Source organism: Mesorhizobium sp. B2-7-1, from assembly GCF_006440735.1.
Classification (GTDB): domain Bacteria; phylum Pseudomonadota; class Alphaproteobacteria; order Rhizobiales; family Rhizobiaceae; genus Mesorhizobium.
The window spans coordinates 1-22,513 of the sequence record NZ_VFUA01000107.1 but is presented as its reverse complement, the minus strand read 5'-3'; the positions used below and the strand labels follow the sequence as shown (position 1 = coordinate 22,513).

The following is a 22,513-nucleotide window of genomic DNA, read 5'->3' as shown; positions in this document are numbered from 1 at the left end:
TCGCAACACGCATAAGCAGGGCAAATACATGCCCGGCCAGCGCATTCCCATCCTGCCGCCCGAGGCGTTGCTGGAAGCGCAGCCTGACTATGTTCTCGTGTTGGCCTGGAATTTCTTCGACGAGATCGTGGCGCAGCAGGCCGAGTACCGGGCCAGGGGCGGCAAGTTCATCGTTCCAGTGCCGACGCCCCGGGTGGTATGACGATGAAGGTGGAAGTCCGGCCGGGTAACGAAACGCCCCCTCCTGCTCGCCTTCGCATCGGTTGCCCCGTTTGCCGAGGGCAGAATCTGGTCCATTCCGTTTCCTTCGAAGCCCTGCCGGTATCGTGCAACTCCCTGCACCCGGACGCGCGTTCGGCCGCAGCCGCGAAGACCGGCCGTTTCACCCTCATCTTCTGCCGCGACTGCGACCACTTCTTTAACGCGGCGTTCGAAGACGACCGGATCGGCTACACCCCCGGCTACGAGAATTCCCTGCACTTCTCGCCTCGCTTCGTGACCTTCGTGGACGACCTAGCGCACCGGCTGACCACCACCTACGCGCTCGACGGAAAACTGGCCGTGGACGTCGGCTGCGGTAAGGGCGATTTTCTCAAGCGGCTTTGCTCGATCAGCGGCGCCAGGGGAATCGGCTTCGACAGGAGTTTCGAGGACAACCGGGGCGAGGAGATCGCCGGCGTCGAATTCGTCAACGACTGGTTCGGAGACGCCTATCCGGACGTCGCGCCCGACTTCGTCTCCTGCCGGCACGTGCTGGAACATATCGCCGATCCGATTGCCTTCCTGAAGGGCCTTCGAGCCCATCCGGGAGTGCGACCGGAAACAGTGTTCTACATAGAGGTGCCTAACGCCCTATACACGCTGCGCGACATGGGTATCTGGGATCTGATATACGAACATGTTTCCTATTTCACGCCGCGCTCGTTGCGGATGGCGATGGAGGCGGCCGGCTTCGAAATACTGGACGAAGACGCCTCATACGGCGACCAGTACCTGTTCGTAGAAGCCAGGCCCGCTCAAGACCGGACGGCCGCCAGTCACGAGGAATCTTCAGAAGTCGATGCGTTGGTCAGCGGCTTCGATCAAATTTACAGCGACAAGGTCGCTTGGTGGCGCGACTACCTTGCAAGGCGAGATCCTGAACAGACGGTCGTCTGGGGCGCGGGGTCGAAGGGTATCACTTTCGTCAATGTCGTTCCCGAAGGCGCGAGGATAAGCGCGCTGGTCGACGTCAACCCGCACAAGCAGGGACGCTTCGCTCCCGGAGCGGCAACGCCTGTGATCGCGCCCGAAAGACTCAGGGGCAAACCTCTCCAGTTGATCATCGTGATGAATCCCCTTTACCGGGAGGAAGTCGCCCGCGCCGCGCGCGAACTGGGTCTGGCGCCGGAGATCGTCGTAGCCTGAGGACGGATCGCTCCGGCGGGGCCGGCCCAATCCATGTCGATCGGCGCGAGGTTGATCGGCCTCAGCCAGCAATGCCGCGTGTAATCGGTGGTCCGGCGGATGAACTGCGCGCAGCCGATCGGTGTCCTGGGCAGGCCCCGCAACAGCGCCACGGAGTTCAACCCGATTAGCAGGCGGGAGCGGATGAACCGCCCGCGCCGATCAACCGCCGCATAAGTAACGAAGCCGCGGAATATCGCACCGAACCTCCTCAGCACGGCGTCGACCTGCGAATCGTAGGTCTCTTCCGCGCCGAAGCCTTGCATGGTCTTCGTCGTTCCCACGGGCCGCGTATGCCGCACGACGACATCGTCGATTATGGCATAGCGCAGCCAGGGCGTGTCATTCAGGCGCGTCCACAGCAGGTCTATTCCTGTCTCATAGCCCAGCCCGAACAGCCTCAGCGCAGCTTGCAGGCACCTTGCGCTGAACACGGGGCACATCATTTCAACCGTGTTGGTGTAGCGCAACAGATACCGTTTGCCGCTGGAAAGTGTCGCCGCATAGGAAAAATAGCTGTCCAGCGAAAGAGCCGGTTGAAACAGATCGAGATCGTACTTCCGGCCTATTTCGAAAAGGCGATTGAAGTCCGCCGTCGTCGCCTGGATATCGTCGTCGACCAAGGCGATCAGATCGTATCGCGTCACGATTTCCGGATGGCACTGGAACAGCGCGTGATAGCCCGCGATCTTGCGCCCCGGGAGAAACACCCTGAATTCGCCCGGCCCCTGCGGGGCGCCGGCCTCATAGGCGGCGACGAGCAGGTCGAAATTGGCTTCGCCCGGTCCCTCGATCCAGCCGGCATGCAAGGAATTGCGCCCGGCCCTGACGATTACAAGGTTTCTCTTGCCGGACCCGCCAGGCAAGTGCCAGGATTTCCTGGTCGCTTCTGGAGCGGCCAGCCTAGCCCGGCGCGGCTTCAAAGGGCCGGCAGAAAGCTGTCCCACGAGGCTTAGCCCGGGGATCGGTTCGAGACGGACTGGATGCGTTTCAGTGCGCCGAGGCCGGCACCGCGCAGCATGCTGCGAAGTCGTGGAGAGACCGCCCCCACCACCTCCAGGCACAACCTGGCCATCAGCAACGGGTTGGCGATCCAGATGAGCAAATGGAACAGGGTACGGCCGACGGGCGCGGAACCTCGGTGCCGAAAGGCGATCGAGACGAGGTGCTTCACGCGTCTCGACAATTCGAAGGCATTCGCCTTGGAGCCGTCCGGATTCTGCCAGGCCAGCCGCTCGGAGCTCGGCAGCCGCACCGAGCGCGTTGGATGGTCCCGGCTGTACAGGATTGCGTCAGGAGCCGGCGCGAAGGTCCCGAGAAGCGCCATCTCGGCGAGGAGCGCGCAGTCCGATCCGTAGTAGGCTTCATGGAGCGATGTCTTGGTCAAGGCATCGCTGCGCCAGAGACCGAACATGGCCGCATCCCAACCATGCGCCGCGATCATCAGTTGAAAGCGGGAGGCGGGCGACGAACTTTCCATATCCGGCAGCACGCGCTCAACATAGGCGGTCGTTCGCCCGGCTTCGTCGATCCCCAGCAACCGGGGATAGGCAATGACATGACCGGCATTGCCATCGAGCACCCGCATGCAATCCTTCAGGAAGCCGGGACTCAGGACATCGTCATGCGCGCACCATTTGAAATACTTGCCGGCGCTCAGCTCGAAGGCCCGGTTGAAATTGGCCGCGGCGCCCAAGTTGCGTTCGTTTCGGACATAGCGTACGCGCCCGTCCTGCCGCGCGAACTCCTTGCAGATATCGGCGGTCCTGTCGGTCGAGGCGTTGTCGGTGATGACCAGTTCGAAGTCGCCGAAATCCTGCGACAGGATCGACCGGATTGCCTCCGCGATGAAATTCTGGCCGTTATAGACGGGCAGGCCGAGGGATACCCGTGAAGTCATGCGGTCATCCATTGCAAGCGCTCTCCTGACGGTGCCGAGATCAGACCGAGACGACTTCGGAGTGCAGGCCCAAGGCGTCCAGGGAACGCCTCACTTCCGTGACATATATGGGGTTCATGACGACCACCAGATCCGGTGGACCAGCGATGAGTTCGGCGGGCGCGATGACCGGATGTCCCGTGCCCGGTGTAAACTTGCCCTGCTTGTAGGGGTTGATGTCGACGGCCGCCGACACCTCTTCGCCTATCTGCAACGTGGTGAGGAACGACACCGCCTTGGAGCCGCCGCCCCACAGCACCACGCGTCGACCGGCGGCATGCGCGGAGCGCAGGCGCTCCTGCCATCGATGCTGGCATGCCCGCACGCGGATTGGAAATGTCTCCGCCAGCCGGTGCATCTCCTCCAGGTCCCGCTCGAGCGGAAGCGCAGCCGTCGCGACGCTGGCCGCCGGTTTGGCGTATTGAACGATGTATTGCCCGTCATAGACGAGTTCCAGATCGGTAACGTCAAACCCTTCCTGGCGAAACAGCCTGGCGTGCGCGCCGGGGCTGAAGTAGGAGCAATGCTCGTAGTAAATGTCCCAGAACGCACTCTCGGCCAGAACGCGTTTCGCGTCGGGCGTTTCGAAGACGACCCAATCATCCGCGCGCTGGCCGATCATCTCGCGGATCAGCCGTACGAAGGAAGCGACCGAACTTATATGCTCGAGCGTGTGGCGGCAAAGGATGGCGTCGGCTTTCAGGTGGCGGTAATCGGGTCCGAAGAAGTCGACGATAAACTGGATGTCGGCGTCCCCTTCCCCACGTCCCTTGTCGGCACGATAGCCCGGATCGATGCCCAGTCCTGTCGCATTGGCGGACACGCAAAGCTCTCTAAGGAATTCGCCCTTGCCGCAACCGATCTCCAGGACGTGTTTGCCGGCCAGTTCGCATTTGAGGGCAATCTCCTGAGCCAGGCTCCTTGCGAAGCCGCTGAAGGTGCCCGAAAAATGCTGGGATTCCTCGAAATTGGTCGAATAGACCATGACCTCTTCGTCGAAGACCTTGTTGAATACGAACCCGCATGCCTCGCAGAATGCGAGTTCAAGCTCTCGGCGGGGAAAGCTGCGCGCCTCTTCGGCTGAGCCCAGCAGGACGCAACTGTGCACCGGGACGGATCCGACCCGGTAGATCGACCGACTGGTCGAGACCGAGCAGCACGGGCATTTTACCGATCGAAACGCCTGGCCGCTCCGGATGGTATGAGGCTCGATCGAATTCATGGCAGAACCGGCTCGGCAAGAGAGTTGGTGATGTTGTGCGCCGAACTCTCGGCACCCAGGAATTCATCGCGCCCCCTCTGACGGGCGTCCTGCACGGATTGCGCCAGGCCGAGCGCATGGAATATCGAGAGGTCGAAGCGCTCTTCGGAGAACCGGTTCGCATTGTTACGGCAGGCTTTGGGCTTGATCAGCGCCGTATCCTTTTCAAACAGGTCGATTGCCTGCGCTATCGATCCGACTGTCTGCTGGCCGAACAGCACGCCCGTCGGCTGGCTGCTTTCTCCAAGCGGCCGAACGATGTCCCGTGCCCCCCCTCGTCCGAACGCGATCAAGGGAGTACCGCATGCCTGTGCCTCTGCCAGGGCAATCCCGAAATCCTCGCACCCGGCGAACACCATCGCACGGGCCTTGCCGATCATCTGGATATATTCGGATCGCGGCAGGTATCCGGTGAAGACGATGTTGGGGCCGGCGATCGATCTCAGATGCTTCGACTGCACGTCGTCGCCCACGACCACAAGTCTGCGTGACGGCGTTTTGCTGAAGGCTTCGATGATGAGGTCCGTGCGCTTGTACGGGGCGTGGAAAGCAGCGGTTACGTAGTAGTCATCCTTGTCGTCGACATAATGGAGTTCCTCAACCGCTACCGGCGGGTGGACCACACGCGCATCGCGTCCGTAGATTCTCTGGATGCGAGAGCGGACATAATTGGAATTCGCCAGCATCAGGTCGGGACCATGCGCGGTGCGGGTGTCCCATGTCCGCAAATTGTGAAGCAGATAGCGGAAGGCGAGGCCCTTGGGCCCAAAGCCCAACCCGCCCTGCTGCAAATAGGAGAATTGCTCGTCCCAGGCGTACCGCACCGGGCTGTGGACATAGCAAAGATGGGGTTGATCGGGCCTGGTCAGGACCCCGCGAGAGAACGCGGCGGATGAGGAAATCACCGCATCGAACTCCGTCACGTCGAACTGCTCGACCATGAAGGGGCAGGCAAAAAACAGGGACCTGTAATACTTCTTCACAAACGGCAGGCGGTTGAGCGGCGAGACGTGAAATTTTACGCCGCTGAAATGTTCCTTCTTAACGTCGTCAGGAAGGAAGTCGAACAGCGTAAAGACTTCCGCATTGGGGAATACCTTGCAGATCCGCGCAAGGACACGCTCCCCTCCCCGGAAATTCGGACACCAGTCGTGGACCACCGCGACCCGCGCATTTCGGTCTATCGGCGGAGAGGAAGCCATTCGCATGGAATGCCCCCTCTTTCTGGCGGGTGCGGCGATTGATTTTGCCTGTCCCTCGTGGCGCATGCACAATCTCCCCGGAATGCCCACTGTCGCTTTGCGGGGCGCCGTCAGACTATGTTTGGCCTGTCCATGTGGAACAAGCTGCCTATAGGGCTGAGCCCGGGTTTTGCCGGCATCCGAATACAATCCATCGAAGTATGCCGCCTACTTCGATGGGTCTAAGCAAAGGGCGAAGCTAACCTTATTCGCAAGCTGCATCGGCGCGACCGGAAGACTAGGATATCGCCGGTTCATTCCGGATAGGTTTGGCTTCCGGTCTCCTGGCTGCGGGAAAAAACTGGTCATCGATGAAAATAGCCGTACTCATCGCAACCTTCGGTCGCGCCCAGGAATTGGCTCGACTTTTGAAGCATCTCGAACGGCAGACCAGGCAGCCGGACATGGTCTTGATTTCCGCGCCTGACAGAACGCACATTCCGAACGAGATCGCCCGCACTTTCCCGATATCCTTCGTATTCGGCAGAACGGGTTTGCCTGCGCAGCGCAACGCCGCGCTCGACAGGGTGGAAAAGAGCTTCGACGCGCTCACCTTTTTCGACGACGATTTTATCCCGGCCGATGACTATCTCGCCGGGGTGCTAACGGCATTCGAACAGCACGACGACTGGGTGGTCGTGACCGGAAATGTCCTCAGGGATGGGGCCTCCAACGCCGGCCTTAGCTGGGAAGAGGCTATCCGAACGCTTGACGAGGCCGGTTCGACGGTGGACGCGCGGGCGACCGACAGGTTCAGCGCCTATGGCTGCAACATGTCGATCAGGGCCGCTACCATCGGTGCCCTGCGTTTCGACGAACGACTTGTCCTCTATGGTTGGCAGGAGGATGTCGATTTCACCAGCCAATTGCGAGCCAAAGGCCGCGTCGTCGCCCTGCACTCGATCCGAGGCGTTCACCTGGGCGTCAAGAGCGGGCGCGTAAGCGGGGTTCGATTTGGGTACTCACAGATTGCGAACCCGATCTACCTCATGCGCAAAGGCACCGTTCCGCCGAGCTTTGCGCTCAAACTGATGGGCAAGAACATCCTGGCCAATCTTGCACGGAGCGTGTGGCCCGAACCTTACGTCGATCGGCTGGGTCGCCTCCGAGGCAACCTTCTGGCTTTCTCGCATGTCGCCAGAGGCCGGGTCCAGCCAGAATATGTCCTGGAGATCTAGCAGATGCTCGAAAATCCCTTCCGTCCCAAAGGTTACGGGGTTGGCTCAATTCGTCTGACCGGCCACGAGGGGGCCTCGCCCAATCGGCGCGCCATGAAGTTTCTTCTTCACGGCATCATATCGACAACAATTTCCGCGGCTTGGATGTTGGGCGCCACGCCTGCCAGCTCCAAGGACTATGTACTCGGCCCGCAGGACAAGCTGCGGATCAAAGTTTACGAATGGCGCGCGTCCCGCGACACGATCTTCGACTGGGCTGCCTTGAACGATGTCTACACGATCGGCCCGGACGGTTCCGTGTCGTTGCCCCTGATCGGCGCAATCAAAGCCGCCGGCCTGACCACCGACAAGGTGGCGGACTCCATTGGCAACGGTCTGATGAAAAGTGTCGGCCTGGCGAGAGCGCCGAACACCGCGGTGGAGATCGTTCAGTTCAGACCGTTCTATGTCGTGGGCAAGGTGACGCAATCGGGGGAATTCGCCTATCGGCCCGGCCTGACGGTTTTACAGGCATTGAGTTTGGCCGGCGGATTGCGAATCCGGGACGGCAAGGACCAAAGGTTCGAACGCGAAGCAATCCAGGCTCGGGGAGATATCAGCCTGCTTGGACAGAGCAAAGTCAATCTTATGGTGCGCAAAGCGCGGCTCGAGGCCGAACTCTCCCATGCAGGCGAGATCCAGTTGCCCCCCGAATTGCTGCCCCACCTGCAGGACAACACGATTGCGGTGATCGTTAAACAAGAACAGATGGTTTTTCAGGCGCGAAGCGACGGGCTCGACACCCAGATCAAGGCCCTTCAGGACCTGCGAGCGTTTCTTGAGAAGGAACTGACGGCGCTGGAAGAGCAACTCGTGTTTCTCGACAAGCAGATCGATTCCATCCAGAAGGAGCTTAAGAGCGTATCGACACTTGTCGACAAAGGCCTGGCAGTCGCCCCACGTGAATTTTCGCTGGAGCGAACCCTGGCTCAGGCGCAGGGTGAGAGATTGTCGGCGGAAACAAGCCTGCTGCGGGGCCGCCAGGAAATCAGCAAGACGGATATATCGATCCTCGAGCTCCAGGACGGAAGGAAGAACGAGGTCACCAATGACTTGCGCCAGACCCAGGCCGAACTCGACTCTCTCGACAGCAAGACCGAGACAGCCCGACAGTTGCTCTACGACTCCGAGGTTTCCGCGCCGGCGTTGATCGCCCGGCAAGACGACGTGGCCTCGCTTGCGCCGGTCTTTACGATTTTCCGACCTGCGCCGGACGGCTCGGCGACGCAGTTGCAGGCCAGCGAAACGACTTCGGTCGAGCCGGGCGATACTATCAAGGTCGAAATACCAATGCCTTCCGGCCCGATCGGCGCACAAGGCCTGCCGCAGAGGCAATCGAACCAGGAGCCAGCCGGCACCCTTCGACAGGACGTTGCAAGCGACGCAACAGGAATTCGGTAGTCCGCCGTCAGGCGGGAGACGTTGCGGTTCGACTCTTTCTCGACGCCGGTCGACGCTTCCTGGCGCCGGCCGATTGTTCAAGAGTGACCGCCGCCAGCCCCTCGACCGCCAGCATCTGCCGGCTGACGAGAACGGCGGCCAACGGAATGTAGAAGACAATGCCGGGATCCGGACTCCCACTTGCCAAGGATCCTGCAACGAGCGAGGCGAGCGCACAGGCGCGGGTGCTTGATACGATCGCGTCCACCTCTGGGTCGACTTCCCAATCCCGACGCCGGGGGCGCCATAACAACATTCCCAGCAGCAGCAACATCATCAGGGTCCCAAAGAGCCCCAATTGCGAAAGAAGTGCTATGGGCCAACTCGATGCTCTCGAGCTCCCCAGGCCGATCCCCAATCCACCGGTATCGAAAAAGGACTGCAGACTCTTGTAGTTCCAGTAGCTCCGCTCCTGCCCGGACACCGATGAGACCTTGTTGACCAAGGTCATGTCGACAAGTTGCGTGACCGGATCCAGAAAATGCGGAGCCCAAAGGCCGATCCCCAGCGCGACCACGATCGTGGGCAGCAGCAACGCCACAAGCAGGGCTTCGGCTGGTTTCAGCCGGCCCGACACCGATGACTTCACGATGGAAAAGACGACCGGCAGGCTGATGATCGCAAGGCCGACATAGGCGGTCGACGACGTCGAGAGCAGCAAGAGAACGAGCAGCGTCGCCCCTAGGGCCAGCGCGAACCTCGATCCGGTCTTGCTCCAGTAAGTATAGGCGAATGCAAGTCCCGTGAGCGAGACGCCACCGAACGCCGATGCTTCCGAGAAGGCGCCGGCGATACGCCAGAAACCGGCCTCGGTGACCTGCGTGAGCATGGCGTAGTTGGCGGTGCGAATTGGGGCGAGCACATCTCCCGCGCCAACCAGCTTACCCAGCAGATCGAGAATTCCCATGCACACATGAAGAGAGAACCACAGAAAGTAGCCCCTCTTTAAGTCGAGCAAGGCGCCGTCGCGCTTGAGCAGCAGGCAGGTCGCCAGGAACGTCAGAGCAGCAAGGACGAAGTAACCCGTCTGAGACACATTGGCCGAAACCGGCGCCAGCGCGGTCTCGTAGACTCCTCTTCCGGTACGCGAAGCGACGAAAGCGCTCGTCTGTCCAGCAAAGAGCCTCGGGAACAGCAGCGCTCCGATGACCACGTAGACCATGAGCGCACAAACAATCCAGGCCGCACTGAAGCGGCCGAAGACCGCCCCCATCTGGCCCCAGATTCCTCGCCGCGCGAGCGCGATGACGATCAGGAGCATGTTGAAAACCGTGAAGATGAGGGGGGAGGAACCGCCGAGAGAGCCTATCGTCCCGATGGCCGTCGCGCCGAACGCCAGCGAACCGATCAAAGCGGTCATCATGGACCAGCGCATGCATATGACGAAGACCAGCAGGCCGGCGCTGATCAAGACACCCACGAGCGACGGCTGCATTTAGCGCCTCCAATCGCGGATCGCGCTTCGGCAGGCCGGCGCTGCCGGTCGAACGCACGAAATCACCGGCTTCACATGGGCAGGCGACTCTGGTTTCCTCCCCGCCAATGTTAAGTGGCGCCGTGCAGATTGGCTCGGGGAGGTCGCAGTGCTGTTTGCTATCGTCTGCGCTGCCTGCATTGGCCTAGCGATCGGACTGAAATTGCGCGCGCCGGCACTCATCGTGGCAACCCTTGTTGTTGTCGGGGTCAATGTCGTCACCGACACCGTCCTTCAACTGCCATTCTCAGAAATCGTCCGTTCGACACTTTACCTCGTCGTGGCCACGCAAGGTGCCTACCTAGTAGGACTCGCGCTATCTTTGGTTCTGCACAACAACAAGTAGAGCTCGGCCGCTTCGCCAGCGCCTTGGCGGGAGACCAAACGCTAGGAACTCTGGTCGAACCTCATCATCGCGGGAATTGTCCAGAGCATTATCCAGACGTCCCTGGCCAATGACCAGGTCTGAACGTATTGAGTGTCAAGCAGCACGCGGTACGAGTATTCGGTCGTGCTTCTTCCGTTTATTTGCCAGAGGCCCGTGAGGCCGGGCCTCGCCTTGAGGTATTCAGACGACGCAGAGCCGTAGCGACGAAGCTCGTCGGCAACGACAGGCCGCGGACCAACGCAACTCATATCGCCGCGCAATATGTTGAACAGTTGCGGCAGCTCGTCCAGGCTGGATTTCCGAAGCATCTTACCGAAGAACAGGATGCGAGGATCGTGCTTCAGTTTCTGGTTCGCGATCCATTCCTGCGCGGCTTGCGGATCGGTGCTCAGGTAACGTTGCAGCACTTCTTCGGCATCCGGCATCATCGTGCGAAATTTGTAACAGTTGAAAGTGCGGCCATTGAAGCCGACGCGGCGATGCACGAAGAACACCGAGCCGCCGGTGGTGAGCTTGATCAGCAGCGGAATGAGAAGCAGAACAGGGCTGACGAGAACAATGGCGGTGGAAGCCACAACAACGTCCACCAGCCTCTTGCCCCGACCGCCCAGAGGCCGAGGCCCGGTTCCCTGCTGCTCAGCCGCGTTTGCGCCTTGTACACAGGCAGAAGCCTCCTCGTTCTGGTTGACGATTGACATGGCCGTGCTGACCTCCGGCGTATCCGGCCGGATTTCATCGTCCTGCCTGGGCCAGTGGATCCAGGCCGCGGCTGACTTTGCACTGGTAACTAGACCTAGGACCGCGCTTCGCCGCAGCTTGCTTTCGATCACTTCGGACATGGAGCTCACTCAAAATCTGCGGCATACGCAGCAATATATTCATAGCGATCGCCGGCTGCCTGCAAGCAACGAAAAGGTGGTAGGTTGAGGGTAATTGTCGACCGGAAGGCTACCCCTAACTTGCTAAGGCTCTGCCCCAGACGAATGCCATTGGCCCGCGCGGTGTCGGCCGCGGAACTGTTCGTTGTCTCACAGATCGTAGCCACATCCCGCGACCCGCGCGGGCGATGTAGCCTGCCGATCATCGACCGGAACGTGCGCGAGCTGCAGCCGCCTCGCTGGCTTCCGGCGAACTAGCGGGAAGCTTGTGCCGCCAACCTTTCGTATCCGCCATTGGAAACGAAACGGACGCGTGTCAGCAGCACGCCAAGAACCGGGGACTTTGTATTTTTCAACATCCGATACAAATCGGCGAGCTGATCGAGCGATGTCTCCCCCCATTGCGCCACGATAACGATGCCATCCAGCTGCGGACACGCAGCAAATGCATCCGCGCCCGCTGTGAACGGCGGAAGCTCGACAATGACGGGATCATACGACTTGGCCTCTTTTACAATTTTCTCCAGGCACTGCGGAATTTCATCCGGGTAGTCACCAACATTCTTCAGCGCGTAGAATGACATCCCGTCGACATAGCGTATTTTCTTGGCGATATCTTTCGGGTCTGCGGACTCGTTGATGGGCACATCGAATTCAGGAGAGCTGAGCAACTCCGCGCCCAAGGCCGACTTTTGATCGGCGTTTATTACCAGGACCGTCGCACTTGAGGCGCCGAAGAGAGACGCTAGATTGCTGACGACGGTGCTCTTGCCGTCACCGGGCGACACGGAAATGACCCCGATCGAGCGTAGTTTCTGCGGGCTTGCCGCCAAAGACATCGCTGCCTTGGCAGCCTTGAGGCTCAAGGCAAATGAGGAGCGCGGCTCCCGGAGCGCTTCGTCGAGCCGTCCGAAACCGGCCCGTCTGAAACCCACGCGAGGCAACTCGCCGAGGCAGGGTACACCCAATTCCACCCAGATCTGTTGCGGCCTCTTCACACTCCGGTCCAGGCTGCGCCTGGCAATCGCGAACCCTATACCGGCGATCAGGCCGGCAAGTATGCCAAAGGCGAGGACAAGCTTCTTGCGCGGCTGGCTTTCGACGATTGGACTGGTCGCGGCTGTGATGACACGCGCGTCAGCAATCAGGTATGGCTGTTGATCGACCGAATTTGTGTAGGTGGCCAGCAGGCTCTCATACATCTTGCGGTAGGTATCGGCCGTTACCTCCAACTGTTCCAATGTAGTTTGCTGTGTATTATCGCCTAGGGTCCCCTCTCCATGGATAGGTGTCTCATCGGCATCAATGCTGTAGTCATGCTTGGCGCGGAATTCCTGGGCGATCTTAGTCGCACGGTTCATCTGCTCACCGACCTCTCGCATGCGCTTCTCCAACCACGCGATGCGGTCGCCGGCCACTGCTGTTGTGGTCTGCACCTGCTCGCGCACGAAAGCATCCGCCGTCGCATTTGCAATGCGTGCAGCCAAGTCGGGATCCAAGGACTGAAAGGTTATGTCGATGGCATAGGAAACGCCGACCCGCTGCACGTCCAAGCCATCGTCGAATATTTCGACCGCAAAGCGCTGCCGCTCTGCCTCTGTCGTCGGGGTTGCGTCCGGGTTCGAATGCAGCGGGGCCAGGGCCCGATCCAGCCAACCGGCCAGAGCCACATAGCCGGGACGGCTACTGATCCCGACAGCGTTGGCTACGCCCGACCAAAGCCTTGCTAATCTCTCACCAAAAGACGGACCATGCAGGTTCCTGAAGATAGGATTGGTTGATAAACCGAGATCATCGATCACCATCCGAGCGATCTTCTGAGATCTCAAAACCGCGAGCTGGCTTTCGACCTGGGCGGTATCGAGCGATAGGTTTATTTCGGCAGGTTGCTGTTGCAGATTTCTAGGTATTTTAGGCTCAATGAGTATCTGAGTACGAGCAGAGTATATCTTGTCCGATGTTGCAACATATATAATAGAAATAAGCAGTCCTAGCGATATAAATACCATTATATACTTAAAGTACTCCTTTGCAAAGGAGGCAATATCGGAAAAGCTGATGAAGTCGTGCGATTCCTTCGCGTCTCGCCATGTCTTCTGCACGATCGCTGACAGTGGCCGCTCTAGCATGCCTACCAACCCATCACTTCAAGCCGCAAAAACTCAGAAAGGCAGCTGCCGCTCGGCAAGGCGGAAACCTGCAATGACGCAGCTTAGGATTTTGTCCAACACGGGAAAACGCATTCAAATGGCGTAGTGCCGCTACTACCGCGGCAGAGCCGAAACTCTGCCGTTTCGAAGAATGGATTCGCTAGGCCGAATCGCGAAGCGCCTGATCGAGCATGAGCTGATCCTGGCTAGGTCCTGGTCGATCGAGCGAGGTCGGGAGTAGGCGAATGACTGCGCCCTCCGTCTTGTCGAGATATTGCATGAGGGCTGTGACGAGATGGTAGAATATGCTGGCTGGAGTTTCAGTCGCCATTGCCCTGCCCTTCTCGTCAATTCGATCTATCCAAAGCCCCGTCGGTGCCGGATCGATGTGCCAGCGAAACAGCCGTGCCACCCGCGCCTCGATCTCCGGCTTGAGGTCCGGCCCCCCGGACCCTTCCAGTGCTATCGCGGCCTTGACGGCCTCGGCCTGAGGCCAACTCCTCGATGTCAGATCGAGCGGGTACGCTGAACGGGACACCGCTCCATAGGCGAGACCCGTCGACCGGTTGAGGCCATTGGCTATGGCCGAAGCATAGAGCTTCCGCGCATATGGAATGAGGTCCGATTGACCAGTTTTGGTGGAGAACTCGACGAGAAGCGAAGCCCATTCGAAATGATGGCCGGGCTCGGTCCACTGCCCCTGTCCGCCGTCAGCCGGGTTCCACGCATCGTCGAAATATTCCCCGAGGGTCCAACTGCTGGGGTCGAAGAAGTGCGTCCGGAATAGGTCGACTATACGGGCCGCATATCGAAGATATTTTCGATCGCCAGTAGCCGTGAACCAAGCCAGGAATGCCTCAAGGAGATGCATATGCGGGTTGCTGCGGCGCAACCCGGCGCCATCTGACGTTTCAAGAAAGCCATTCAGCCGTCCATCCTCAAGATGAGCATCGATGAAGGCCATGGTTTCTTCGCCAAGCCGCAGGGTGTCCGGGCTCTGCGCCTGGTAGGCATAGGCCAGAGCCAGAAGGACACAGGCGTGATCATAGGCGTCTTCGCAAGGGTCGGCGACAGAACCATCGACGTTGAGCGTACGGGCCCATCCGCCGCGGCTGGTCCGGCCGCTTTTCATAAATTTGATGCCGTTCTCTATCAACCGATCTGCAGGACCGTCCCACCCGCGAAGCTTTGCAACCGAAAATGCATAAACTTGCCTCGCCATCGTTCGCATTCGCTTCGGTTTGACGAGCGGCTTGCCGTTCAATGTCAGGGCTTCGTGGAAACCTCCATACTGATGATCAACGCCAACACTGGACCACAGTGGCAACGTCTCATCGAACAGCCAATGTGCAACCCGTCCCCGCCAGGAGCCGGGCAACAACACATGATTGTGCGCGGGCGTGATCCTGGTCTCCAACCGCCCCCATTGTTCAAGCCGCTCGACAACGCGCCGCACATTCTGGCTTTCCGCCACGGGGGCCACAAAGGTGGCATCAGCGGTCGAAACCACCGCGACATTGTTCAGGCCGACCGCTGACAGCAATCTTCCGCGGCTGCACAAATAGGAATTGTGGCAGTCGATCGCCACGACATCGCCTATCACCACATTGCCGCTCTCGTCGGTCGAGCCGACGTCAAGCAAGGACTGCCACGATCCAAGGTCGCTCCACTGAAAAGTGGCAGGAACCAACGCGATGTCGTTTATCTTTTCCATGATCGCATAGTCGATCGATATCGACGGGATCGTGGAATAGACTTCCTGCGGCAGGTACGTGGCGGACGAATCCGTGGAGGCCGACTTCAGGGCCATCTTCGCCCCGTCCCAGATCTCCGGCCGATGCAGCATGAACGCATCGCGCATCGCGCTGGCACGGAACAGAAAAATGCCTGTGTTCCAGTGGAACGAGCCCGCCGCGACATATCGCTCCACAGCCTCGATATCCGGCTTCTCGACGAAACGGAGAACTTTGCGAACCTCGGACTGCTCGAGCGCCGCGCTTTCTATGTAACCATATCCGACTTCGGCGCGAATTGGCTGAACTCCGAAGACCACGATGCTTCCCGCCTTGGCGGCAGGCACGCCTTTCTCAATAGTCTCCCAGAATTGCTCATCTGTTGAGATCGCGTGGTCGGAGGGAACGACCAGTACGATTCCGTCCTCGGAGGTCTCGATTGTCTCTAGGGTCGCAATCGCGACGGCAGCCGCGGTGTTTCGCGCGATTGGCTCGAACAGGACGCGGCCGCCCGAGAGATCAATCCCGGCCAGGCCGACACGAATGCGTTCGGCATTTCGCGCCGCTCCTATGAGATAGACGGGAGCCTCACCTCCGCAACGGCTTCTCAACCGCCGAACGGTTTGAGCCAACATCGATCCATCTCCCGATAGATCATGAAATTGCTTGGGATTGTCTTCTCTGGAAAGTGGCCACAGGCGCGAACCCACTCCGCCGCTCATTACAAAGCATGAAACTCGATCGATCATAGTCAGCATTGCGCGCCGATTACCAAGCCTCACTGAAAGAGGAGAATAATTCGGCTCTCGACGCGCCCTCCGTTTCGTTGAGACATCGTATGAAATCGACAGCTTTTCTCAGTGCCGAGCGAGCGATCTCAAGGCCGCAGTTCTATGGCGACCTGGCATGCTCCGGTGATGGCGCCTTAGCGCGCCATCCCTTCTCGCCCCGGGAACTCACCCCGCGGCGACTACGATCCGTGCGCTTGATCGGCAGACAAGATCAACTCGGTCGACTGGCGCCGTTTGCCCCCGGAAACATCTCGTTCAACTTGTAGACCACCTCAGTCCTGTTGGTAGCCTTCAATTTCTTCATGATATTCCGGATATGCACCTTGACCGTGCTTTCCCGAAGGTTGAGTTCGTGGGCAATTATCTTGTTGGCCTTGCCGCGCTTAAGCGCCTGAACGACTTCTTCCTGCCGTTCGGTAAACACGCTTGCCATTGGTCGATCGGTATCCGCGGCGGTAGCCTTCTCGATCGAGTTGTTTAGGGCAAGCAAGGTGCTCGCGGGCACAAACGTACCTCCGGCGACGGCAAATTTGATGGCTTCAACGCAAATCTCGAAGCCGATGGAGGAGGGAATATAAGCTTTCGCGCCAAGATTAAGCGCCCTGAGTATCTGGTCTAGTTCGTCGGTATCGGCCAGAATCACGACGGGTATCGGGTGCGTTTCTCTCACCAGGTCTGCAATGAGGTTGCCCGTCTTTGCGTCGGCTACCTTACGGCTGCCGATATTGAGCAGAATGGCTGCCGCCGGCAGCGCATGTTCCTGCTGACGCCATTCTTCAATCGAACCAAATGACAGGATTGTCTTGCCCATTCGAAAGGTCGTCAGGCATTGGGCAAGGCATTGGCGGTCCAGGACACGCTCGTCCAGCAGAACCAGACTGGATTCGTCGGCGCCTCGCGCATGCAGGTGCATAGCCTCGATTTTCCGCGGACCGAAATCAGGGCCGAGGGACGGTTTAGCGTTCAATTGGATTTCCGGAATCATCAAAGTACCCCAACATTACTCGACTCTTCTGCGAAAACACGAGTGGGGGGCAATATGAATACCGGCGCAACGAACAGCCCGTTCGCAACAACGGTATTTGAGAACTGTGATCCCAGGCCCCCGCCATTGTCACAGTGCTTTCGACTAGGAGGCTAGCGATCAATCCATACGCCCTCACTAATTTAGGTTAATCAAGGGTAAAAAAAGTTCGGCTCCGTCCAACTGGCGCCCAAAGGCCCACCGCCGCATGGCGGAAGACCGACGAATTCATCACCGTCAATGGAAGGAAAAGCGTCACCGACAAGCGGCCTTGCGAGGTCTCGAACGAATTGCACCAACCGTTGAGCGCCTCAGCCGCCGATGTATTTGCCGTCGAAGTCAGCGAATTTCGCCACACCGTCCTTATCGAGCATTCGAACATACCCCTGGCGAAACTCGATAAACCTACGCTCCCGAAGCTCACGCAACATCCGGTTGACATGTATAGGTGTTAACCCGAGCGCGTCCGCCAGATCATATTGAGTCAGGGGACAGTCGTAGCCGTTGCGGGTAGCGGCGCTAACTCTGTCTAGACGTGTTTCGAGTTCAAGCAAAAGGTGCGCAGTGCGGACGATGGCACTGCGTCGCCCGACATTGGTTAGATGCTGGGCCATGAGAGCCCTCTGATAAGCAAGAGTGTCCACCAGGAGAGCAGAGACGCTGGACGGCTGGGCTATCGCAACCGCAAATGCTCTTGCCGACGCTTCAAATACAACCAGTTCGGTTTGGGTTGCAAAGGTCTCGAGTGCAATGCCGGATGCGGACTGGGGCATCACAATATCGCCCTTGAGAGCGAAATCGAGGATCTGCCTTTGCCCACCGGCAAGATCAAACGAGATGCATCCCCAGCCGGATTCGACCAGAAAAACGCGGTCGCTGTCTTCGCCCTGAAAGACGAGGGTCGTTTGTTCAGGATACTTCTTCCGTACGAACCCCATCGCCTTGAGAGACGTACGGGCATCCTTTCCAAAGCCGTCAGGCTCACGGTTTTCGTTTCCGTATGCATGACGGCGTGACGCGTACGCCATTTGACCCCACCAGCCCGTGTGAACCAGCCCCAAGGGGAGAGCCTACACGAAGGAATCCTGCGTGAGTACCCCACGGCGGCTACAACTATCGGATGAAGCCGCCACGCGCGAGGTGGCATGTGGTTGCGTTCCAAAGCGGGGCCGCGGACTTTTGGATTCTCACCTCGGCAGCGGTTGGCTTTGCGTCCGGGTGAATTGAGCGTGCATCGTTGGCTGTTCAGGATCTTCGATCACTGAGACGTGGCGGCAGCTACCTGCCTCTCTTGAAGTTCTCTCGCATGGACTCGACGATATCGCTGGCCACCAGCGAACTGCGGTTGTCGACCTGGTCCGTCGCATTGCGCAAAGTTGCGGCGGCATCCTTTAGCACGCCCCTGATTTCTCTGGCGGTCAATATCTCCGACGCTTCAAGCTCAAGCAGCAAGGATTCACTTATATGCAATGCGGCCAAAGCGATTGCCCTTGGCCTGCTGGCCAATATCACAAGAATGTCGCCGCTGCGTCCGTTGCGAGACTTCTTCTTTGCCATTTCGATTTCTCAGCACATGGAGAATATGACGTATGGTCGCCGCTTATGGTGCCGGCAGGCGCCGCCGAACTAGCGATACCGCCAGGCGCCGTTGGGTCCAGCCGTAATGGTTCGAAACAGTCCCGGCGTCGGACACCACCCCGCCAGCCTGGAATGCCTGACCTGGAAGTGGTAGCGCAGCCCCTGGATTGCGTTACTGGCCTTCATTGCAAATCCTGATCTTTGACATTCCCGGCCCTCATGCTGCCGCTGATTTCGCCCCATGTTGCACCACTCGCAAAAAGCTCGCGTCAACTGCGGTTTGAATCTTCTTCTCTAGCCATGTTATGATCACGCTCAAAGCCAGCACTCCGGTCACCGAAACAAAAAAAGCGGAAACAGGCCTCATTCCCAACGAAAAAAGCCACCATACCAATACCATTCCGGTTGCATAGTGATTTAAATATATCGAATAACTCATTCTCCCAAGATATCCGATAATGAATTTGTAATCTTTAAATATTGCGTCAACTTGCCTTTCAAAATTTTTCCCAATCATCATTACAGAAATAAAAGAAAGAAAAATTGCAACCGAGACCGACCTCAACTCTCCTGGACTATCCATCGTTAAAAGTATCTCCAAGGCGCACATCGCCACAAAGAAAAAAAGTAAAATTGCGGGGCGCATTAAGGCTTCCCGTATCGGTTCAGAATTTTTGCTGTGATGAATGTGAAACATCATTCCAGCAGCAAAAAAAACACCATGCTGCAACAGCAATAGTTTGAATGGGAACCGGGTCAGTATCGAGAGCACCCGATCCGTTTCGGGAGTCGAAGGCGCCAGATGCAGCGCAAGCAGAACAAGCAGATATGCGGAACTGCAAAGGCCGATCAACCTGGCCAGATCATAAAGCGAGAACCGAAACCTAGACAGGATAGAGGCTGCGACGAGCAGATAGAAGAAAGACTGCACCACCAAGGACCAGACCACGCCGTCGATATAAGGGCCCTTCGGCGAAAGAACCGCCGATCTGGCAAAGTCCATCAGCAGCCCCTGAAAGTCCTCACCGTAGAAAGCGCGCGCCGCGAACGCGATGAGGGCGGAAATCCACATCGCGGGAAGGATCCGGATCGCGCGGATGCCGACAAACCGTACGGCAGGCGATACCCCGCCCTCGCGCGAGGCGCTCATGGCGATCGCGAATCCCGAAATTACGAAGAGGGTCCCGACGCCCGCGGACCCCAGACCCGCAAATACCGACAGCAGGCCGAATGCCGCTCCCTTTCCGTTCACTATGGAAGCCGAGCGAGCCGCATAGGTCGAGAAATGGCTGAGCAACACCAACATTGCGGAAAAGATCCGCAAAAAGTCCAAGGTGAAGAAGTGGACCTTGCGCTCCATGACATTCGGGGCCTTTGTCGGACGCTAGGCAATATCAACTCCTAGCTACATGGAAAGCCTCCTTCGCTGCCACTGCTACATTCGGGTGCCGTCCTACTCCTTCGGCTGACCCACGTGCGCTCGAAGGGTGTCGCGCAAGCCGGGAATGGGTACGCCTCGACCAATCGGGCTACGTCGTGCCCGCCTGGCGAACGATGCCCTGCCGGAGCGCCGGCGTCGCACGCACCGACGCCAGGCTTGAAATTCGGGCCGTAAGCGAACGCTGGATCTTTCTCTCCAACCACATCATTCCCGCACTGAGCGCCAGCACCGCGGCGAAGGCCAGTACGAATGTGACAGCCGGAGGAAAACCAAACGAAGATATCACCCAAACGATCACCATGCCCGTCGAATAATGATTCAGGTACAACGGGTAGCTCAATCCACCGAGGTACTTGGCGACGTATTTTCTAGTGCCGAGTAAGCTATCGATGGCCTTGGCGTTCTTTGTGCCTGCGTACATCACGCATAGGCAGATAAACCATATGGCGAAAGCGATCAGGTTCTTTGCCAGATCCCTCTCCGACGAAATCATGATCTCTCCGAAACACCCGATGCACAGGATGCCGATGAATGCCCCCAACCGCGCTCGGCTCCTCCTCTCCAGATCCTCTCGATAGCAAAATACCAAAATGCCAAGCGCGAAGAATACGCCATGCTGAAGCAGCAGAATTTTGAAATGGAAGCGAGATGCCAACGAGATAAGTTCGGACATATCCATACTCGTTGGCATTGAATTCAAAACGTACATGGCGGCGATATAGATAAGGCTCGAAGAACCAATCATGAGCGCAACGACCTTGATCGACGCGCCCGATCGACGTCGACAGACGATGAATATGGAAACAATCGCGTAAAACACGCACTCCACAACCAACGACCACACCACGCCATCGATGTAGGGGCCCTTGGGCGACATCGATATCGATCTCAGGAAGTCCATGAACCGCGGGAAGAACTCGTCGCCATAGGCGGCCCTGGCGACAAGACTGACGATCGCGGACAGCCACAAGGCCGGCAATATTCGCACTGCCCGAAGCCGTGCGAACTGGATCGCGTCCGGCAGGCCTTGAAGGCTGGAGGCACTTAGCGCGATAACGAAGCCAGAAATGACGAAGAAGATTTCGACCCCGACCGCACCCAGTTCAGCGAATGTATTCAGAAATCCAAACGCGGCCTTGTCGGGATCCACGACAGATGCGGTGTCGCGTCCAAACGTAGCGAAGTGATTGAGCAGTACCAGCAGAGCTGCGAAGATGCGTAACAGATCAATTGCTATATAGTTCCTGTGGCTCTTCATACCTTCCCTGTGCTTTCGGCAATGCACGGCAACCAATAATAAGGGCGAAATTGTCAAAGCGCCTCTAATACGTTCGGATATCGAGCAAATGGGGGCCCATCTCGTGGGTGGAGTTGGATAGTCACGCACCCCAATGACTGCTACTGACGGGCATGCTTCGAATTGTTTTCCGGTTTGCCGCCTGGCTCGGGCTAATCGCCGTTGTGATCGTGACGCTCGTGCCGATCGGGATGCGCCCTCAACTGGGTTTCGGGCCAGAGCCCGGCCGTGTGGCCGCCTTCTTCGTGCTGGGGCTGCTGTTCAGCATCGGCTACTATCGAAACTGGTCCTTGACGCTGGGCGTCGTGATAGCCGCCGGCTTTGGGCTGGAGGCCCTGCAGATCCTTAGCCCGACCCGCCACCCTGCCTTTGACGATGCCGTAGTAAAGGCCGCCGCCGGAACGCTTGGCGTGTTCGCCGGATACATTGTGCGAAGAAGGGTAAGGCCCTTGCGATAGCCGATCCCCCCTGCGGAAGCTCTCAGGGCGCCCGGGATATACGGACTTCATCCGAAAGTCTGGATACACGCATCTCCAGGCTTACGCATCCGAAAGAACAACTCCTTTCGGTTTCGAAGATCATCCAAGCGGAGGAATGGACCACATCTGTCGCGGAGATGTAAACTCTTCGTTCGGGGCAGTGGGGATCGGGAATGGGAATTGCGCTTTCGATCAGAGAGGAGGCAGAACTCCTTTTATATCGTATGACGATCCGTAAGATTCGCAAATCCTGCGATCTCGAGCTGAACGAAGCCCGCACGGATCCAGAGCGAGACCGGGCTGAATACCGGCGATATTGGGAAACGCTGTTATATTCTGAGAGAATCGAAGAGATAAGGACGCTTCGCCTGCTGCGTAAGGCAGACCGGTTCGACGTGTGCTTCGAAAGGCCGACCGGTATCAGCTCGTTCTGGAGGCGGTCGTTTCAGCTCAATTGCTGGTGCCTGACCCCAGCAGGTCATTCGGAACTGAAAAAGTCCATCAGAACGAAGCGTAGCCAGTGGCGCGCTGGGTCCGTCACATGGGCCAGCCTGACGGTCGGCTGCGGCTCCCTCGCCGCAGCGATCTCTTTGCTTCTAATCGTGCGACAACTTCGGTAAGACCGGCGTGTTGCCCGAGCGCGAGGAGCTCATCCGCATCGAGGCCCTACGAAAACTCGTCGGCGACGACTTCGACCTTCGGATTGATATCAACCAGGGTGGGCGTCGTGAGCAGA

19 protein-coding genes are annotated in these 22,513 nt (G+C 58.5%); 7 read left to right on the top strand and 12 right to left on the bottom strand.

Annotated features, from left to right (window positions below; genetic code table 11):
* Together FJ471_RS28305 and FJ471_RS28300 are read left to right on the top strand one after the other, a co-directional pair.
* On the top strand, window positions 1-202 hold a 202-nt coding region (locus tag FJ471_RS28305), incomplete at its 5' end, for a methyltransferase C-terminal domain-containing protein (protein WP_348643376.1).
* A 2-nt stretch (window positions 203-204) separates the two neighbouring features.
* Entirely contained in the window at window positions 205-1,407 is a 1,203-nt protein-coding gene (locus FJ471_RS28300) for a class I SAM-dependent methyltransferase (protein ID WP_140808099.1), read from the top strand.
* On the opposite strand, the gene FJ471_RS28295 is transcribed toward FJ471_RS28300, so the two are convergent.
* The 4 genes from FJ471_RS28295 to FJ471_RS28280 form a co-directional block, all read right to left on the bottom strand.
* Complete coding sequence (locus tag FJ471_RS28295) at window positions 1,341-2,312, bottom strand: DUF707 domain-containing protein (protein WP_246684854.1); 972 nt, start codon at window positions 2,310-2,312, stop codon at window positions 1,341-1,343. The genes FJ471_RS28300 and FJ471_RS28295 overlap by 67 nt on opposite strands.
* An 86-nt stretch (window positions 2,313-2,398) precedes the next feature.
* Window positions 2,399-3,358: a glycosyltransferase family 2 protein gene (locus FJ471_RS28290; RefSeq protein ID WP_246684853.1), complete on the bottom strand. Its 960-nt coding sequence runs from the start codon at window positions 3,356-3,358 to the stop codon at window positions 2,399-2,401.
* 28 nt (window positions 3,359-3,386) lie between these two features.
* The gene (locus FJ471_RS28285) at window positions 3,387-4,370 is read right to left on the bottom strand and encodes a class I SAM-dependent methyltransferase (protein ID WP_348643377.1); all 984 of its coding nucleotides are present in this window, start codon (window positions 4,368-4,370) and stop codon (window positions 3,387-3,389) included.
* A 233-nt stretch (window positions 4,371-4,603) separates the two neighbouring features.
* Complete coding sequence (locus tag FJ471_RS28280) at window positions 4,604-5,854, bottom strand: glycosyltransferase (protein ID WP_246684856.1); 1,251 nt, start codon at window positions 5,852-5,854, stop codon at window positions 4,604-4,606.
* 344 nt (window positions 5,855-6,198) lie between these two features.
* Between FJ471_RS28280 and FJ471_RS28275 the strand changes: the two genes are divergently transcribed.
* Window positions 6,199-7,065, top strand: coding sequence for a glycosyltransferase (locus FJ471_RS28275; protein WP_140808093.1), 867 nt, complete (start codon window positions 6,199-6,201; stop codon window positions 7,063-7,065).
* Window positions 7,066-7,068: 3 nt separating this feature from the next.
* Entirely contained in the window at window positions 7,069-8,505 is a 1,437-nt protein-coding gene (locus tag FJ471_RS28270; RefSeq protein ID WP_181179800.1) for a polysaccharide biosynthesis/export family protein, read from the top strand.
* 7 nt (window positions 8,506-8,512) lie between these two features.
* On the opposite strand, the gene FJ471_RS28265 is transcribed toward FJ471_RS28270, so the two are convergent.
* Window positions 8,513-9,979 carry a hypothetical protein gene (locus FJ471_RS28265; protein WP_181179798.1) on the bottom strand — a complete coding sequence of 489 codons (1,467 nt, stop codon included), beginning with the start codon at window positions 9,977-9,979 and terminating at the stop codon, window positions 8,513-8,515.
* A gap of 148 nt (window positions 9,980-10,127) precedes the next feature.
* Here FJ471_RS28265 and FJ471_RS28260 point away from each other — a divergent pair, with 148 nt between their 5' ends.
* Window positions 10,128-10,364 carry a hypothetical protein gene (locus FJ471_RS28260; RefSeq protein ID WP_140808091.1) on the top strand — a complete coding sequence of 79 codons (237 nt, stop codon included), beginning with the start codon at window positions 10,128-10,130 and terminating at the stop codon, window positions 10,362-10,364.
* Window positions 10,365-10,405: 41 nt separating this feature from the next.
* On the opposite strand, the gene FJ471_RS28255 is transcribed toward FJ471_RS28260, so the two are convergent.
* The 5 genes from FJ471_RS28255 to FJ471_RS28235 all read right to left on the bottom strand — a co-directional run bounded on the left by FJ471_RS28255 (window position 10,406) and on the right by FJ471_RS28235 (window position 18,010).
* Complete coding sequence (locus FJ471_RS28255; protein WP_140808089.1) at window positions 10,406-11,245, bottom strand: sugar transferase; 840 nt, start codon at window positions 11,243-11,245, stop codon at window positions 10,406-10,408.
* Window positions 11,246-11,538: 293 nt separating this feature from the next.
* Complete coding sequence (locus tag FJ471_RS28250) at window positions 11,539-13,413, bottom strand: GNVR domain-containing protein (RefSeq protein WP_140808087.1); 1,875 nt, start codon at window positions 13,411-13,413, stop codon at window positions 11,539-11,541.
* Between the two features lie 181 nt (window positions 13,414-13,594).
* Window positions 13,595-15,916, bottom strand: coding sequence for an AGE family epimerase/isomerase (locus FJ471_RS28245; protein ID WP_140808101.1), 2,322 nt, complete (start codon window positions 15,914-15,916; stop codon window positions 13,595-13,597).
* 253 nt (window positions 15,917-16,169) lie between these two features.
* A complete protein-coding gene (locus tag FJ471_RS28240; RefSeq protein WP_246684855.1) occupies window positions 16,170-16,871 on the bottom strand; it encodes a response regulator transcription factor in 702 nt (233 codons plus the stop codon).
* A gap of 422 nt (window positions 16,872-17,293) precedes the next feature.
* The gene (locus FJ471_RS28235; protein ID WP_140808083.1) at window positions 17,294-18,010 is read right to left on the bottom strand and encodes a Crp/Fnr family transcriptional regulator; all 717 of its coding nucleotides are present in this window, start codon (window positions 18,008-18,010) and stop codon (window positions 17,294-17,296) included.
* Window positions 18,011-18,288: 278 nt separating this feature from the next.
* Between FJ471_RS28235 and FJ471_RS28230 the strand changes: the two genes are divergently transcribed.
* Complete coding sequence (locus tag FJ471_RS28230; protein WP_140808081.1) at window positions 18,289-18,612, top strand: hypothetical protein; 324 nt, start codon at window positions 18,289-18,291, stop codon at window positions 18,610-18,612.
* 165 nt (window positions 18,613-18,777) lie between these two features.
* On the opposite strand, the gene FJ471_RS28225 is transcribed toward FJ471_RS28230, so the two are convergent.
* Both FJ471_RS28225 and FJ471_RS28220 read right to left on the bottom strand, forming a co-directional pair.
* Window positions 18,778-19,920: an acyltransferase family protein gene (locus FJ471_RS28225; RefSeq protein ID WP_140808079.1), complete on the bottom strand. Its 1,143-nt coding sequence runs from the start codon at window positions 19,918-19,920 to the stop codon at window positions 18,778-18,780.
* Between the two features lie 169 nt (window positions 19,921-20,089).
* Window positions 20,090-21,259: an acyltransferase gene (locus FJ471_RS28220; RefSeq protein ID WP_140808077.1), complete on the bottom strand. Its 1,170-nt coding sequence runs from the start codon at window positions 21,257-21,259 to the stop codon at window positions 20,090-20,092.
* Between the two features lie 152 nt (window positions 21,260-21,411).
* Here FJ471_RS28220 and FJ471_RS28215 point away from each other — a divergent pair, with 152 nt between their 5' ends.
* A complete protein-coding gene (locus tag FJ471_RS28215) occupies window positions 21,412-21,756 on the top strand; it encodes a hypothetical protein (protein WP_140808075.1) in 345 nt (114 codons plus the stop codon).
* The last annotated feature ends 757 nt before the right edge of the window (window positions 21,757-22,513 follow it).

What these genes read in the sequence shown, in the direction of transcription:
- FJ471_RS28270 (WP_181179800.1), top strand. Translation starts at nt 7,069, where the DNA reads ATGCTCGAAAATCCCTTCCGTCCCAAAGGTTACGGGGTTGGCTCAATT.
- FJ471_RS28290 (WP_246684853.1), bottom strand. Translation starts at nt 3,358, where the DNA reads ATGGATGACCGCATGACTTCACGGGTATCCCTCGGCCTGCCCGTCTAT.
- FJ471_RS28250 (WP_140808087.1), bottom strand. Translation starts at nt 13,413, where the DNA reads ATGCTAGAGCGGCCACTGTCAGCGATCGTGCAGAAGACATGGCGAGAC.
- FJ471_RS28240 (WP_246684855.1), bottom strand. Translation starts at nt 16,871, where the DNA reads ATGCACCTGCATGCGCGAGGCGCCGACGAATCCAGTCTGGTTCTGCTG.
- FJ471_RS28255 (WP_140808089.1), bottom strand. Translation starts at nt 11,245, where the DNA reads ATGTCCGAAGTGATCGAAAGCAAGCTGCGGCGAAGCGCGGTCCTAGGT.
- FJ471_RS28265 (WP_181179798.1), bottom strand. Translation starts at nt 9,979, where the DNA reads ATGCAGCCGTCGCTCGTGGGTGTCTTGATCAGCGCCGGCCTGCTGGTC.
- FJ471_RS28300 (WP_140808099.1), top strand. Translation starts at nt 205, where the DNA reads ATGAAGGTGGAAGTCCGGCCGGGTAACGAAACGCCCCCTCCTGCTCGC.
- FJ471_RS28245 (WP_140808101.1), bottom strand. Translation starts at nt 15,916, where the DNA reads ATGATCGATCGAGTTTCATGCTTTGTAATGAGCGGCGGAGTGGGTTCG.
- FJ471_RS28215 (WP_140808075.1), top strand. Translation starts at nt 21,412, where the DNA reads ATGCTTCGAATTGTTTTCCGGTTTGCCGCCTGGCTCGGGCTAATCGCC.
- FJ471_RS28230 (WP_140808081.1), top strand. Translation starts at nt 18,289, where the DNA reads ATGGACTCGACGATATCGCTGGCCACCAGCGAACTGCGGTTGTCGACC.
- FJ471_RS28225 (WP_140808079.1), bottom strand. Translation starts at nt 19,920, where the DNA reads ATGGAGCGCAAGGTCCACTTCTTCACCTTGGACTTTTTGCGGATCTTT.
- FJ471_RS28220 (WP_140808077.1), bottom strand. Translation starts at nt 21,259, where the DNA reads ATGAAGAGCCACAGGAACTATATAGCAATTGATCTGTTACGCATCTTC.
- FJ471_RS28285 (WP_348643377.1), bottom strand. Translation starts at nt 4,370, where the DNA reads ATGGTCTATTCGACCAATTTCGAGGAATCCCAGCATTTTTCGGGCACC.
- FJ471_RS28280 (WP_246684856.1), bottom strand. Translation starts at nt 5,854, where the DNA reads ATGCGAATGGCTTCCTCTCCGCCGATAGACCGAAATGCGCGGGTCGCG.
- FJ471_RS28275 (WP_140808093.1), top strand. Translation starts at nt 6,199, where the DNA reads ATGAAAATAGCCGTACTCATCGCAACCTTCGGTCGCGCCCAGGAATTG.
- FJ471_RS28235 (WP_140808083.1), bottom strand. Translation starts at nt 18,010, where the DNA reads ATGGCGTACGCGTCACGCCGTCATGCATACGGAAACGAAAACCGTGAG.